Annotated in this window: 9 protein-coding genes; 4 read left to right on the forward strand and 5 right to left on the reverse strand. The window is 63.8% G+C overall.

What is annotated here, in order from left to right; all coding sequences use genetic code 11:
- Positions 1 to 275 precede the first annotated feature (275 nt).
- The 3 genes from ACCD05_RS30410 to ACCD05_RS30420 all read right to left on the reverse strand — a co-directional run bounded on the left by ACCD05_RS30410 (position 276) and on the right by ACCD05_RS30420 (position 4,421).
- Positions 276 to 1,916 (reverse strand): Na+/H+ antiporter, encoded by a 1,641-nt coding sequence (locus ACCD05_RS30410; protein ID WP_047505762.1) that lies wholly within the window; start codon positions 1,914 to 1,916, stop codon positions 276 to 278.
- Positions 1,917 to 2,177: 261 nt separating this feature from the next.
- On the reverse strand, positions 2,178 to 2,684 hold the full coding sequence (locus ACCD05_RS30415; protein ID WP_413397309.1) for a hypothetical protein: 507 nt from the start codon (positions 2,682 to 2,684) through the stop codon (positions 2,178 to 2,180).
- A 900-nt stretch (positions 2,685 to 3,584) separates the two neighbouring features.
- On the reverse strand, positions 3,585 to 4,421 hold the full coding sequence (locus tag ACCD05_RS30420) for a siderophore-interacting protein (RefSeq protein WP_413397311.1): 837 nt from the start codon (positions 4,419 to 4,421) through the stop codon (positions 3,585 to 3,587).
- A gap of 288 nt (positions 4,422 to 4,709) precedes the next feature.
- On the opposite strand from ACCD05_RS30420, the gene ACCD05_RS30425 reads away from it, so the two are divergent.
- On the forward strand, positions 4,710 to 5,057 hold the full coding sequence (locus ACCD05_RS30425; protein WP_413397313.1) for a hypothetical protein: 348 nt from the start codon (positions 4,710 to 4,712) through the stop codon (positions 5,055 to 5,057).
- 272 nt (positions 5,058 to 5,329) lie between these two features.
- Here the strand turns inward: ACCD05_RS30425 and ACCD05_RS30430 are convergent, their stop codons facing one another.
- Together ACCD05_RS30430 and ACCD05_RS30435 are read right to left on the reverse strand one after the other, a co-directional pair.
- Positions 5,330 to 7,825: a UvrD-helicase domain-containing protein gene (locus tag ACCD05_RS30430; RefSeq protein WP_111562086.1), complete on the reverse strand. Its 2,496-nt coding sequence runs from the start codon at positions 7,823 to 7,825 to the stop codon at positions 5,330 to 5,332.
- A 775-nt stretch (positions 7,826 to 8,600) separates the two neighbouring features.
- Positions 8,601 to 9,422 (reverse strand): alpha/beta fold hydrolase, encoded by an 822-nt coding sequence (locus ACCD05_RS30435; RefSeq protein ID WP_413397315.1) that lies wholly within the window; start codon positions 9,420 to 9,422, stop codon positions 8,601 to 8,603.
- 352 nt (positions 9,423 to 9,774) lie between these two features.
- On the opposite strand from ACCD05_RS30435, the gene ACCD05_RS30440 reads away from it, so the two are divergent.
- The 3 genes from ACCD05_RS30440 (at position 9,775) to ACCD05_RS30450 (ending at position 15,388) form a co-directional block, all read left to right on the forward strand.
- Positions 9,775 to 10,971 (forward strand): efflux RND transporter periplasmic adaptor subunit, encoded by a 1,197-nt coding sequence (locus ACCD05_RS30440; protein ID WP_413397317.1) that lies wholly within the window; start codon positions 9,775 to 9,777, stop codon positions 10,969 to 10,971.
- Positions 10,971 to 14,126 carry an efflux RND transporter permease subunit gene (locus ACCD05_RS30445; RefSeq protein WP_413397319.1) on the forward strand — a complete coding sequence of 1,052 codons (3,156 nt, stop codon included), beginning with the start codon at positions 10,971 to 10,973 and terminating at the stop codon, positions 14,124 to 14,126. The genes ACCD05_RS30440 and ACCD05_RS30445 overlap by 1 nt, the downstream gene beginning before the upstream one ends.
- Before the next feature lie 266 nt (positions 14,127 to 14,392).
- Entirely contained in the window at positions 14,393 to 15,388 is a 996-nt protein-coding gene (locus tag ACCD05_RS30450) for a flagellin (RefSeq protein WP_413397322.1), read from the forward strand.
- The last annotated feature ends 113 nt before the right edge of the window (positions 15,389 to 15,501 follow it).

Raw genomic sequence — 15,501 nt, forward strand, 5'->3', positions numbered from 1 at the left:
GGGGGGGGGTGGTGGGGCCGGGGGGGGGGGGTGGTGGTATGGGAGGGTTCGATGGCGCTGATGTCGGCGCAGAGCCATACCCCCCTCTGTCCTGCCGGACATCTCCCCCACAAGGGGGGAGATCGACTCGCGGCTTGCTCCCAGCCAAACAATTGACGTGGAGCGAGTGGTCGCGCCCAGCCAATCTCCCCACCTGTGGGGGAGATGCCCGGCAGGGCAGAGGGGGTAACACACGGCAAAACCTCTCAACGGACGCACCACCCCAAAGCTCGCCCTCACGGCCCCGAAAAACGCGCCTCGGCAAGATCAGCCTCACGCACCAGCTTCTTCATCAGCTCTTCCGAGAGCTTGCGGTTCCTGGCCAGCCGGAAGAACTCGGCGCGTTCGGCCTTGACGCCGGCGAGGCGAAGTTTGCGTTCGATCTCTTCGCTGCGGCGGGCGAGCATGGCGTCGTCGCCGGTCTTCGAGCGGCCGGCGATGCGTTGGCGGTAGATGTCCATCAGGCGGGCGCCGGCGTCGGCGTAGAGGTCGGCATCGGCGCGGCCTTCGCCCATGTCGTGCTGCAGCTGCTCGATCGCCTTGATGGCGGCCTCGGCGCCGCGGATGCGGGCTTCGTCCTCCTCGCGCTGGTGCGACGGTTCTGCGGGCACATGCAGGTTCTTCAAGAGGAACGGCAGGCCGATGCTGGCCGCCAAGAGCGAGACGATGATGACGCCGGCGGCTAGGAAGATCGCGAGGTCGCGGCCCGGGAAGGGAGAGCCGTCGCCCATGGTCAGCGGCAATGTCAGAACGCCGGCGAGCGTGATGGCGCCGCGCGCGCCGGCAAGCGAGGTGGCGGCCACGAGACGCCAGCTCGGGCGGGTGAAGTCCAGGCCGTTTCGGGCAGCGCGATAGAGCGTGAAGCGCAGCGATACCCAGACCCAGGAGAAGCGCAGCACCCCCAGCGCCACGTTGATCGCGACGATATAGACGATGAGCCACAGCGGGTCGTAGTGCCCTGTTTCGCGGACGATATTGATGGCGCTGGAGGCGATCTGCGGCAGCTGCTCGCCGAGCAGCACGAAGATGACGCCGTTCATGGCGAACTGGACCGTATCCCAGACGGCGGTGCGGCGCACGCGGGTGACGGCGGATGCGCGGCCGCTCTGTTCGCCGAAGCTCATGGTGATGCCGGCCGCGACCGCCGCCAGGATGCCGGAGCACTCCAGGTGTTCGGCGATCAGATAGGCGGCAAACGGCAGGAGCAGGCTGATGAGGATCTGCGAGCCGGTCTCCTCGCCAAGCCGGCGGGTGAGGAAGCGCTGCAGCTGCATGACCGCCCAGGTGACGCCGATGCCGATGACAATGCCGCCGATCGCCACCCAGAAGAAGGTGCCGACCGCGTCCGTGAGCGAGAATGTGCCGGTGAGGGCGGCTGCGACCGCGAAGCGCATGCAGACGAGGCCGGACGCATCGTTGAGCAGCGATTCCCCTTCTAGAATGTGCATCAGACGGTTGGGGATCGGCACGCGGGCGGCAATCGCGGAGACGGCGATCGGATCCGTCGGCGAGACGACTGCCGCAAGCGCGAAGGCGACCGCGAGCGGCATGGAGGGGATGAGGAGGTGAACGAGGAGACCGACGCCGAGCACGGTGAAGATGACGAGGCCGAGCGCCAGCTCGAGGATGACGGTCTTGTCGCGCAGCAGGCCTTCCTTGGGGATGCGCCAGCCATCGAGAAACAGCAGCGGCGGCAGGAAGAGCATGAAGAAGAGGTCGGGATCGAGGCTGACGCCGAGATCAGCCACCGAGGCGATGACGGCGCCGAGCGCGATCTGCACGAGAGGCGGCGGGACCGGGATCGGGGAGAGCCTGGTGAGTGTTCCGCTAACGACCACTGCAAACAGCAGGATCAACGAAACGCTGATGCTTTCCATGAAATGCCATGTCCTTCGTTCTTACCGTCGAAGTTCGGTTTTGCGGGTTTTTGGCTGTCGTTGCAACGGTCGTGGACCCTGTTTCGGGCCACCTGCGACATTGCGCCATCGGCGCGTGCGCTGCGGTCAAGTCCTTGATGACGATGGATCCGCTTGCCCATACACGGCGGGCGGTATCGAAAGGACAGGGTGTTTCGGCTCCCCCGGCGGAGCCGTGTTGCACGCCAATCAGGCGGTCTTGTCAGTCAGGCGTTTGGTCGATCAGGCAGTCTGGGTCGTGTCGGTATCGGAGGCGAGCGAGGCGCCGTAGGTGGTCTGGTAGGCGCGGATCGCGGTCTGCATGTCGGTGAGGACCTGGGTGACGGCGGTGTTGTCGCCGGCGCCGGCACTTTCGGCGATCTTCGACGGATCGGCGGAAAGAACTTCGCTGGTCGTCAGCTTGCCGTCGTTGTTGCTGTCCATCAGCGCCAGAATGCCCTTCGGGCTGTTGCCGGAGAGGCTGCCATCGTCGCTGGACCCGTCGTCGCTTTCGCTCGACTGCTGCAGCTGCAGCATCAAGGAGAGAATATCGGCTGCGATCTTCTGGGTGACGCTGGCGCTATCGGCGGTGCTGTTTGCCGTCGAGGCCTTGGTCGTCGTTGTCGCGGTCGTGCCGCTGGTGGTGTTGGCTGCGGCCAGTTCATCGGCGGAGATGATGCCGTCGCCGTTCTTGTCGAGGCTGGAAATATACTGGGAGCCGTTGCCGCCCAGGGAGGAAACACTGGTCACTTGAATCTCCTTTGCGAGTCCATCGTGAAAGCCGTCCTTCATGGACGAACAGGGACGGGCTAAGGTGATTTGCCGGCGGCGTCAAAAGGGGAATGTTGTGATGAATTTCAGCCGATTGACCGAGGTTGATGGGCGGGATTAAGATTTTGTTTACCCTATGTGTGATGGCGATTCGGGGCGGGCAATCGGCAGCCGATTGTTTCCGCAGCGAAAACCCCATTCGCGGCGTCATCCTCGGGCTTGTCCCGAGGATCTAAGCACGTGGCCGAGAGTGCTACGGTGCGGCTGTGGCTGGACGGCTGCAAATACCCGCAGCGCTGTCTTTCCTCGTGTCCATTCCCGTCGAGCAAGTCGGATGCTTGGTAGATACTCGGGACGAGCCCGAGTATGACGCGGAGAGTGGAGTGCCGGCGGTGCCCGGCATCGGGCGATGGCGTGCAACTATTTGTTTCCGCAGCGAAACCTCATTCGCGACGTCATCCTCGGCCAAGGTGCCGAGGATCTAAGCACGTCGCCGAGAGTGCAACGGTGCGGCTTTGACTCGGTGCCCGCGAACACCCGCAGCGCCGCCTTTCCTCGTATCCATTCCCGTCGAGCAAGTGGAATGCTTAGCAGATACTCGGGACGAGCCCGAGTATGACGCCGAGAGTGGAGTGACGGTGCAGCCAGACATCGGGTGACAGCCGCCAACCGCTTGTTCCCGCAGCGAAAACCCCATTCTCGGCGTCATCCTCGGGCTTGTCCCGAGGATCTAAGCACGTCGCCGAGAGTGCAACGGTGCGGCTTTGACTCGGTGCCCGCGAACACCCGCAGCGCCGTCTTTCCTCGTGTCCATTCGCGTCGAGCAAGCGGCACGCTTAGCAGATACTCGGGACGAGCCCGAGTATGACGGTGGAGGGGTCAATCCCCGTGCGTCTCGTGGAAGTCGGCCTGACCGCGCTTCCAGTAGCCGGCGGCCTTGATCCAGGGTTTGGGGTGGCCGCGCTCCTCGACCATGACGACACGCAAGCGCTTGGCGAGCACGGTTTCGCAGGCGATCCAGACATAGCCGTCGCCTTCGGGCAACATGATATCGCGCAGCACCTGTTCGAGATCATCCGTGGTGCCTGATGGCTCTGCGCCGCGGTGCAGCCAGGTGACGGAGAGGTCGGCCTTGCTGGCGAGGGCCTGCTCTTCCTCGGGGCCGGCGACTTCGGCGATGACGATCGCCTTGGCGCCTTCCGGCAGTTCCTCCAAGCGGCGGCCGATGGCGGGGAGCGCGGTCTCGTCGCCGACCAGAAGATACCAGTCGAAATCGGTGGAGACGACGAAGGAGCCGCGCGGGCCGCCCAGGCCGAGCCTGTCGCCGGGCTTGGCGTTCAGCGCCCATTCGGTGGCGGGGCCGGCCTCGTGCAGCGCGAAGTCGATGTCGAGTTCACCCGCCACGGGATCATAGCGGCGGGGCGTGTAGTCGCGCAGCGACGGGCGGTTTTCCGGATCGATCAGCAGCTTGCCCTCGGGGCCCATCTCCGGAAAAGCCGGTTCCTCGCCAGGGCGGGGCACGAGGATCTTGACGTGGTCGTCATGGCCGAGGCTGACGAAGCCTTCGAGATCGGCACCCTCGAGCGTGACGCGCAGCATTTGCGGCGTGACGTGCTGGACGCGGCGGACGGTCAGCACGCGCCGCTTCAGTTCATGGCGGACGCGTTCGATCAGGTGGCGCTTTTCGGTGGGGGATGGCGTGGTGTTGGCCGTCATCTTTGGGTCCTTCTTCAAGAACCGGGACGCTCATGACGCAGGCACGCCGCGCCGCTCGCACCCCGGCTTCGGGTTCGATCAGCGCGTTGGTTGACGTTAACGCTTACGTGCGGCGCCGCTCTCAGGGAGCGGATGCGGCAGATGTGTTTCTTACCTAGCCGGGGCCGAGAGGACTGGCAAGATTAAAACATGATTTTTTGGTGAAGCTTTTGTAATCTTCGGCCGCTCTTGCCGTTTCGCGCGATTTCTGCCTTGCTTCGGTGAGCCGTTCAACCGAAAGCCAGAGCCATGCCCGAGCCGGATCCGGAAGAGAAAATCGACGCCACCTTCCGCAACGGCTCGCTGACCGCCGCCGGCATCATCCTGGGCTTCTGCCTCACCTTCATCAGCCGCTGGGTCTCCAACCCGAACGACTGGAGCCGGATCGACATCCTGCCGATGCTGCTGCTTGTCGTCGGCATCGGGCTGCAGGTGAAGGTCTTCGCCGATCTGCTTGCGCGGGATTCGCTGATCGCCGCCAAATACGACCGCTCGCGGCGGCTGTTTCTGATCGGGCTTACGATCGTGGCCGTGGGGATCGGGCTGGCGCTGCTCAACGATATATTGGGGCTGGGGTCGATGCCGATCTTGGGGTGAGGGGATGAAGATGATGAGCGGGCTTTCACCCGCTCACCCTATTCATTTCAGCTGATCACGTCCCGACGATCTTGTTGCAAGCGAGCGCGATCGCCGGGTTGCCGACGATGGCCAGTGCAAGGGACATTGCGATCAGGGATAGCGAGTAGCGTTTCATGGCATCCTCCTATTTAGGCCCGTGACTATGGTGCGGGCGCCGGGAGTATGCGGGAGGTGCGGCTTTATGCGAAGTCACGAAAGGGTGACGGCGGCTTGTGGCCGCCGTGTCTTCTCTAGCCGACCGCCTCGACAAACCCATCCAGAACCCGCTTCTCGCCGGCCTTGTCGAAGTCGATCGTCAGCTTGTTGCCCTCGATCATCTTGATGTTGCCGTTGCCGAACTTCATGTGGAAGACGCGGTCGCCGATGGTGAATTTCGAGGGCTGGGTCGCTGTCGACTTGGCGACGAGTTCGCCGTCGATGGTGCGGGTCTTCGGGCCGCTTTCGCCGTAGCCGATGCGCTCGACCGAATGGCCGGAGCGGGAGCCCCAGTTGTCGCGGGTGGCGTCGTTGCGGTTTTGCTGGGCGCGCTTCCAGCCGGGGGTGGAGTAGCTGTTGGCGAAGGGCTCGGCCTTGTCGAAGCGCGATTGGCCATAGCCGCCGCGGCCGTAACCGCCGTAGCTCTGCTCGACTTCGGCGACCTCGACATGCGTGTCGGGCAGTTCGTCGAGGAAGCGCGAGGGGATGGTCGATTGCCACAGGCCGTGGATGCGGCGGTTGGAGACAAACCAGATGTGGCAGCGGCGCTTGGCGCGGGTCAGCCCCACATAGGCGAGGCGGCGCTCTTCCTCGAGGCCTGCGCGGCCGGTTTCGTCGAGCGAGCGTTGGTGCGGGAAGAGGCCCTCTTCCCAGCCGGGCAGGAAGACGGTCTCGAATTCCAGGCCCTTGGCCGAGTGCAGCGTCATGATCGAGACGGCGTCGAGGTTCTCGTTCTGCTCGGCGTCCATGACCAGCGAGACGTGCTCGAGGAAGCCGCGCATGGACTCGAAGCTCTCCATCGAGCGGATGAGTTCCTTCAGGTTGTCGAGGCGGGCGGGGGCGTCCGCGGTCTTGTCGGCCTTCCACATGTCGGTATAGCCCGACTCTTCGAGGATCTGCTCGGCAAGCTCGGTATGTGATGTGTTTTCAAGCCTTTCCTGCCATCTGCGGAAAGATTGAATCACATCGAACAGCGCCTTGCGCGCCTTCGGCTTCAGCTCGTCGGTCTCGATCATGTCGGCGGCCGCCGCCAGCATCGGGATGTCGCGGGCGCGGGCATAATCGTGCAGCGCGCGCACGGTCGTGTCGCCGAGGCCGCGCTTGGGGGTGTTGATGATGCGCTCGAAGGCGAGGTCGTCGGCCGGCTGGGCGACGAGGCGGAAATAGGCCATGGCATCGCGGATTTCGAGGCGCTCGTAGAAGCGCGGGCCGCCGATGACACGATAGTTGAGGCCGAGCGTGACGAAGCGATCTTCGAACTCGCGCATCTGGAAGGAGGCGCGAACGAGGATCGCGATATCGTTCAGCTTGTGCTGATTGCGCTGCAGCTGCTCGATCTCGTCGCCGATGGCGCGGGCTTCTTCTTCACTGTCCCAGGAGGCGTGGACCTGCACCTTGATATCATCGGGGTCGCGGCGGTCGGTGAAGAGCGTCTTGCCGAGGCGGCCTTCGTTATGGGTGATCAGGTGCGCGGCGGCACCCAGAATATGGGCGGTCGAGCGGTAGTTGCGCTCGAGCTTGATCACCTTGGCGCCGGGGAAATCCTTCTCGAAGCGCAGGATGTTGTCCACTTCGGCGCCGCGCCAGCCATAGATCGACTGGTCGTCGTCACCGACGCAGCAGACATTCTGCGGCTCGCCCTTGGGGCGCTGGGCGAGCAGGCGCAGCCACATGTACTGCGCGGTGTTGGTATCCTGATACTCGTCGACCAAGATATAGCGGAAACGCTGGTGGTATTCCTTGAGCAGATCGGGCGTCTTCCGGAAGATCGCGATCGGATGCATCAGGAGGTCGCCGAAATCGCAGGCGTTCAGCGTCGAGAGGCGCTGCTGGTAGGCGAAATAGAGTTCGCGCCCCTTGCCGTTGGCGAAGGCGCGCGCGTCGCCTTCCGGAATGTCGGCGGGGCCTAGCCCCTTGTTCTTCCAGGTGTCGATCATGCCGGCGAACTGCTTGGCTGGCCAGCGCTTGTCGTCGAGGCCTTCGGCCTGGATCAGCTGCTTGACGAGGCGCACGACGTCGTCGGTGTCGAGAATGGTGAAATCGGAGCGCAGGTTGACGAGCTCGGCGTGGCGACGCAGCAGCTTGACGCCGATCGAGTGGAAGGTGCCGAGCCAGGGCATGCCCTCGACCGCGCCGCCGACCAGATGGGCGATACGCTCCTTCATCTCGCGGGCGGCCTTGTTGGTGAAGGTCACGGCCAGGATCTGCGAGGGGAAGGCGCGGTTGGTATTCAGGATATGGGCGATGCGGGTGGTCAGCACGCGCGTCTTGCCGGTGCCGGCGCCGGCGAGCACGAGGACCGGGCCCTCCAGCGTTTCGACGGCTTCGGTCTGCTCGGGATTGAGGCCATCCAGATAATCCGGCCGCTCCCGAGCGCCGCCACGGGCGGCCATGGCGCGGGCGGCGAGACCTCCCGATGCCGGAGCCGAAACGGGCGCTCCGCGTGCGGGAGCTGCGGGGGCCTGCTGCTTGCGCGGCGCTTCGCCCGGCTCCTCGTCGAAGAAGGGCATATCGTCGAAACTGTTGCTCATGGCGCGTAATGTAGTGATTCGGATCGGAAAGACCAGAAAAGATGTTCTGCTTTCATTCCGGGTCCACGGGATGTTGCGTGTTGCGGGGTGGCGGTTGTCGGGCGCGGGTGGTGCGCGGGTTGCGCCAAGTGTCCACTCCCGTCGAGCAAGCGGGACCGTGGTTAGATCCTCGGGACGAGCCCGAGGATGACGGCAGAGAATGGGGATCGCGTCTGTAACCTATTGAAGTGGAAGCGCTTTCCTCTCGCTCGGCGTCATCCTCGGCCTTGTGCCGAGGATCTAAGCACGTCTCCGCGAGTTCAACGGGGCGGATGAACCTCAGGACTTCGAAGTTCAACGGCGCGGTGCCGCGCCAAGTGTCCATTCACGTCGAGCAAAGCGAGGGCTTAGCAGATCCTCGGGACGAGCCCGAGGATGACGGCTGAGAATGAGGGGCGCGTCTGTAACCTATTGAGGTGGAAGAGTTTTCCTCTCGCTCGGCGTCATCCTCGGCCTTGTGCCGAGGATCTAAGCACGTCTCCGCGAGTTCAACGGCGCGGTGCGGCGCCAAGTGTCCACTCCCGTCGAGCAAAACGAGGGCTTGGCAGATCCTCGGGACGAGCCCGAGGATGACGGTGGAGGGCGGGGAGGGCGCTGGTAAGCTATTGAAGTGGAGGCGTTTTCCTCTCGCTCGGCGTCATCCTCGGCCTTGTGCCGAGGATCTAAGCACGTCTCCGCGAGTTCAACGGCGCGGATGAACCTCAAGCGTCCAACACCCGACGGCGCGGCGGGCCGATCACCCCTTGATGAACGCAAGCACATCCGCGTTGAAGCGTTCCGGTTCGATCTGAGCGAGGCCGTGGGCACCGCCCTGGTAGACCTTGAGCACCGCGCCCTTTACGATCTTCGAGGACTTGAGGGCCGCTGCCACGATTGGGACGATCTGGTCGTCGTCGCCGTGGATGAAGAGGGTCGGCTTGTCGATTTTGCGGAGGTCGTCGGTGTAGTCGACCTCGGAGAATTCGTGGATGCAGTCGTATTCGCCCTTGATGCCGCCGGCCATGCCCATCAGCCAGAAGGTCTCGCGCAGACCTTCGTTGACCTTGGCGCCGTCGCGGTTGAAGCCGTAGAAGGGCATGGAGAGGTCGCGGAAGAATTGCGAGCGGTCGAGCGCGGTGCCCTTGCGAATGCCGTCGAAGACGGTGAGCGGCAGGCCCTCGGGGTTGGCGTCGGTTTTCAGCATCAGCGGCGGAACGGCGCCGACCAGCACCACCTTGGCGACGCGCTTGGTGCCGTGGCGGCCGAGATAATGGGCGACTTCGCCGCCGCCGGTGGAGTGGCCGATCATGATCAGGTTCTTGAGATCGAGATGCTCGATCAGTTCGGCGAGATCGTCGGCGTATTGGTCCATGTTATTGCCGTCCCAGGTCTGGGAGGACTTGCCGTGGCTGCGGCGATCGTGGGCGATGACGCGGTAGCCGTTCTGGCCGAAATAGAGCATCTGCGCTTCCCAGGCGTCGCCCGAGAGCGGCCAGCCATGCGAAAAGAGGATCGGCTGGCCGGTGCCCCAATCCTTGTAGAAAATCTTCGTTCCGTCCTTGGTGGTGATCTTCGGCATGCTCGTCATCCTCTTTGCGTTCGCGTTTGAATGAATGGAGCGGCGGGCGCGCTTGCGGCCCATTGCGCGACGGCAGAGAACATCGGAATGATCAGAAACGAAAGCACTATTTGCCGGTCCGGCCGACATTTGCTCGTGTGGGTGCGCCCTTTTGCGAAGACGGCAACGTCAGGGTGAGATGACTGACATTCGCCGGTCACCAACAGTTGACATTACAATGCTGTAATGGGCGGCCAATTTGCTTGCCGCTGACCTGCAATCGGACAATAATTCCGGCGTTGCGCGGCGATTTGCCACGTATGCGCCTCTGTCGATCGACCCTGGACAACCTCGAGTCCCTCTGGAGACGTGAATGTCATTTTGGAAGCAGTTTACGATCTGTCTCATCGTTATCGCCGCTGGCGTTACCGGATGGGCTGTCTTTGTGCCCGGTGCGCGCGATACGCTGCGCAATGCCGGCGTTCCCGAAGCACTTGTCGGCAAGGCGATCGATCCTGACAAAGCAAGCGCTGCAGCGCCTGCCGCTGGCAGCGAGCAGGCTGGCAACCGTCGTTCCGGCGGTGGCAATGGTGGCGGCGGCGGTCGCAACGGCGCGGTGCTGGTCGTCACGCAGGCCGTCGTGCCCGGTGTGGTCAACGACCGGCTGGGTGCGATCGGCACGGGCGATGCGATCCGCTCTGTGGTGGTGACGCCGCAGGCGAGCGGTCTCATCCGCGAAATCCTCGTGAAGTCCGGCGACCGGGTCAAGCAGGGGCAGGTCATCGCCAAACTCGACAGCGAGGAGCAGGTGATCGTCAAGGGGCAGGCCGAAGTCGCGCTGAAATCGGCGGTCGAGAAGTCCAGCCTCTACAACAATATCAAGTCCAGCGTGTCGCGCATGGATGTGTTCGATCAGGAGATCGCCGAGCAGAACGCGCGGCTGCAATTGCAGGCGGCACAGCTGAGCCTCGATCGCCGCAACATCCTGGCGCCGATCGACGGCATCGTCGGCATCATGCCTGTCAATATCGGCGACAACGTCTCGACGACGACGCCGATCGTGACGCTCGATGATCGCACCGAGATCCTCGTCGACTACTGGGTGCCGGAGCGTTTCGCCAATACGGTCAAGGTCGGCCAGGCGGTCGAGGCGACGTCGGTGGCGCGGCCGGGGCAGGTGTTTTCGGGCGCCGTCGAGGCGATCGACAACCGCGTCGATCCGGCGAGCCGGACGCTGAGGATGCGGGCGCGGATCAACAACGCGGCCGACGAGCTGCGCGCCGGCATGTCGTTCAGCGTCGGCATGCGGTTCGATGGCGACCAGTACCCGGCGGTCGATCCGCAGTCGGTGCAGTGGGATTCGCAAGGCTCCTTCGTGTGGCGCGTGGCCGAGCAGAAGTCGCACAAGGTGCGCGTCAGCATCGTGCAGCGCAATCCTGACTATGTGCTGGTCAAGGGCAATCTCGATAATGGCGACCTGATCGTCACGCAGGGCCTGCAGCGCGTGCGCGAGGGCGGGCCGGTGCGCTCCGAAGGGGGCGAACTTGCCGCCAAGGAGCCCGTCACCTGATGAGCGATAGCGGCACCCACAACAACGCGCCATCCGGCAAGCAGACATTCACGGCGCTCTTCGTGCGCCGGCCGATCCTGGCCCTGGTGTTCAACACGCTGATGATCGTCGCGGGTCTCGCCGCCTATGTCGGCATCGAGGTGCGCGAGCTGCCTGACGTCGACCGGCCGGTCGTGACCGTGCGCACCACCTTCGACGGCGCGTCGCCGCAGACGATCGACCAGGAGGTGACCAAGGTTATAGAGGGCGCATCGGCGCGCGTCAGCGGGCTGAAGTCGATCTCGTCGAGCTCGCAATTCGGCCAGAGCCGGGTGACGCTGGAGTTTTCGGATACGGTGGATCTGGCGGTTGCCGCCAACGACGTGCGCGACGCGATCGGGCGGATCACCGACCGGCTGCCTGACGACGCCGACGCGCCGCAGATCGTCAAGGCGGATTCGGATTCGCAGCCGATCATGCGTCTTGCCGTCACTTCCACCAAGCTCAACATGGACGACCTGACGCTGCTCGTCGACAATGAGGTGATCGACCGGCTGGCCTCCGTCGATGGCGTTGCCGATGTCGAGAGCTATGGCGACCAGGAGAAGGTGTTTCGGGTCGATGTCGATCAGTCGGAGCTCGCGAGCCGCGGGCTGACGATCGGCGATCTCACCAATGCGCTGTCGAATGCAGCGCTCGACGTGCCGGCCGGCTCGCTGAAGAGCCCGACGCAGAATATCGTGGTGCGCGCCACCGCCAGCCTGCAGAAGCCCGAGGATTTCGCCAACGTCATGCTGCTCGACCGCGTGCGTCTGGGCGATGTGGCGACGGTAACGCTCGGGCCGCGCGACGGGCAGACGGCGCTGCGCTCGAACGGGGTACCCGGCATCGGTCTCGGCGTCATCCGCCAGGCGCAGTCGAATACGCTGAATATCTCCAACGGTATCAAGGCTGCGGTCGAGCAGCTGTCGAAGACGCTGCCCGAGGGTACCAGGATCGCGATTACCAGCGATGATGCGGTGTTCATCCAGGGCGCCATCCACGAAGTGGTGCTGGCGCTGGTACTGGCCGCCGTCATCGTCACGGCCGTCATCTATCTCTTCCTGCGCGACTGGCGGGCGACGATCATTCCGGCGGTGAGCATGCCGGTGGCGCTGATCGGCACGCTGGCGGCGATCTACATGGTCGGCTTCTCGATCAATATCCTGACGCTGCTGGCGATCGTGCTGGCGACCGGTCTGGTGGTCGACGACGCGATCGTGGTGCTCGAGAATATCGTGCGCAGGCGCGCGCAGGGCATGGGGCCGCGCGCGGCAGCCGTGCTTGGCACGCGCGAGGTGTTCTTCGCTGTTATCGCGACGACAGCGACGCTTGCCGCCGTGTTCATTCCGCTGTCGTTCCTGCCGGGGCAGGTGGGCGGCCTGTTCCGCGAGTTCGGCTTCGTGCTCGCATTCTCGGTCGGCCTGTCGTCGCTGGTGGCGCTGACGCTCTGCCCGATGATGGCGTCGCGGATGCTGACCCGGGAGATGAAAGAGGATCACGGTATGCTCGGCCGCTTCGGCGACCGGTTTTCCAGCGCTTATGAATGGTGCCTTCAGCGCTGCCTGAATGCGCCCTTCGTCGTCATCGTGTTCTCGGTGATCTTCGCGGGCGCCGCCGTGCTTGCCTTCACCGGCGTGAAGAGCGAGCTGACGCCCAACGAGGACCGGGCGATGGTGATGATGCGGCTGACGACGCCGCAGGGATCGAGCCTCGAATATACACGCGACAAGCTGCAACTGGTCGAGGAATATCTGCAGCCGCTGGTCGACAGCGGCGATATCCGCAATGTCTTTTCGGTCTCCGGCCAGAACGGGCAAGCCAATAGCGGCTTCATGGTGCTGACGCTGGCGCCCTGGGGAGAGCGCGAGCGCACGCAGAACGAAATCGTCGCCGATATCAATCGCGCCGCGTTGAAGGTGCCGGCGCTGCGCGGCAATGCCATCCAGTCCAACAGCCTGCGCATTCGCGGCGCCGGCAACGGGTTGCAGATGGCGCTGATCGGCAGTGATTACGATGCGCTCACGCAATCGGCGTTGAAGCTGGTGCAGGCGCTGGATGCGACCGGACGATACGACACGCCACGTCTTGCCAACGAGCCGACGCAGGCGCAGGTGTCGATCTCGATCGACCGCGAGCGGGCGTCCGATCTCGGCATCAACATCACCGGCCTGTCGACCGCCATCCAGTCGCTGCTGGAAGGGCGCTCCGTTGTCGACGTGTTCGTCAAGGGCGATGCCTATCCGGTGCTCTTGACCTCGAACACGCGACCGCTCGACGATCCGACCGATCTGGAGAACGTGTTCCTGAAAACCGGCGACGGCAAGATCGTGCCGATGTCGGTCATCGCCTCGCTGCAAGAGGGCGCCGTGGCGCCGCAGCTCAATCGCGAACAGCAACTGGCGTCTGTGGCAATCACGGCTGGCCTCAAGGATGGCGTGTCGCTTGGCGATGCGGTGAAGGAGGCCGTGACGCTGGCCGGGCCGCTGCTTCCCTCGGGTGCGCGGCTGATGCCGCTTGCGGAAGCGGCGACGCTGGAAGAAAACGCCAACGGCATGGCGCTGACCTTCGGTTTCGCCATCATCATCATCTTCCTGGTGCTGGCGGCGCAGTTCGAGAGCATGCTCTCATCCGTGATCATCATGTCGACGGTGCCGCTGGGGCTTGCCTGCGCGGTCTTCGCGCTTGTGATCACAGGCTCCAGCCTCAACATCTACAGCCAGATCGGCCTGGTGCTACTGGTCGGCGTCATGGCCAAGAACGGCATCCTGATCGTCGAGTTCGCAAACCAGCTGCGCGATCAGGGCGAGGAGGTCAGGGCGTCGATCGAGAAGGCCTGCGCGCTGCGTCTGCGTCCCGTCATGATGACGATGATTGCCACCATCCTCGGCGGCGTGCCGCTGGTCTTCGCGCATGGCGCGGGTGCCGAGGCGCGCGTGGCGCTCGGATGGGTGATCGTCGGCGGACTTGGTTTCGCGACGCTGGTGACGCTGTTCATCACGCCCGTCGCCTATCTGCTGATCGCCCGCTTCGCCAAGCCGCATGCGCATGAAGAGGCACGGCTGCATCAGGAGATGGAACATGCCGAGCGGCCGAAAATGGTTGCCGCGCGAGATCAGCTAGAAGCTGCCGAGTAACGAACGCCGCCCTACAATCGTGCCTTGGGGCAGGTTGCGGGCGGCGTTTTCGTATAGTTTCCGAATGGTTGCATAACAGGCTAAATTAATTGCGACTTTTAGCTGTTTTTTAAGCATAGTCCGTAATCATTGGCATCGATACCGATGGTCTTCCAGCGTTTCGGGAGGCTGCACGGCGCCGCTGTTTTGGCGCCCCCGGACATGAGTGTTCGCGGCACCGGTTCATTTGTACCTGTTGCGTATGTTGTGTTCGGAGTTCTGTATCCGTGAGTATTTATCGGCGCACTTCGGTGGATGCCGCGCTTTATGTATTGCGCGACATCGGGAATAAACTGACGACGACCCAGAGGCAGGTCTCCACCGGCCTCCGGGTCGAACGCGCCTCGGATAACGGCGCCTATTGGGCGATCAGCTCGACATTGAAGAGCGATCAGAGAGCGCAGTCGGCGGTGCGCGACGCGCTGGGGCTTGCCGCCGCGACGATGGATACGGCCTATACCGCCGTCGGCGAATCGACCGAGCTCGTCAGCCAGATCAAGGCCAAGCTCGTGGCCGCCACCGAGGATGGCGTCGACAAGGACAAGATCAATCTCGACATCACCCACCTGAAGCAGCAGCTGCGGGCCGTCTCCGGCGCCGCCAGCTTCAACAACGACAATTGGGTGGCGATCGATGATGCCGACGATCCGGCGAGACCGCGAGAGATCCCGGCGTCGTTCACAAGGCATCCCGATGGAAGTGTCGAAATCGGAACGCTGAGCTACGAGGTCGATATCGCGCCGGTGGGATCGACGACCTCCAAGGACGCGCGCTATCTGATCGACGATCGGACCACGGGATCGGGTGAATATGGGGCGTTGACCTCGCAATATTTCGCGACGGAGCTTGGCGCCTCGCAGAACTATGTGATGCTCGCCAGCGCCGGCAATACGGCAGGGCAGGTCGAGATCGGGGTGTCGTCGAGCACCACCACCGCGGAGGTGAAGGAGATGGTCTCCGTCGTCGACAAGATGCTGGGGCAGATGACGACGATCGGCTCGTCCTTCGGCGCGCTGGAAAAGCGCATCAGCCTGCAGAGCGACTTCGCGCAGACGCTGGGCGACGCATTCGCACGCGGGATGAGCAGATTGATCGATGCCGACATGGAGGAGCAATCGAGCCGGCTCGCGGCACTGCAGACGCAAGAGCAACTGGGCCTGCAATCACTCAACATCGCAAACGCAACGTACGATACGGTGCGGCAGCTGTTCCAGAACTTCTGACGCGTCATCGTTTGCATCGGCCGCTATTGGCGGGGGGCGGCGGACGCCCCCCGCCCCGGAATGGGGGGTGGAGGCGTAAATAGGGAGGAAAGAAAGAAATAAAATAAATAATA

The sequence above is a fragment of the Rhizobium sp. Rhizsp42 genome, from assembly GCF_047304155.1.
In the GTDB taxonomy this organism is placed as follows: Bacteria; Pseudomonadota; Alphaproteobacteria; order Rhizobiales; family Rhizobiaceae; genus Rhizobium.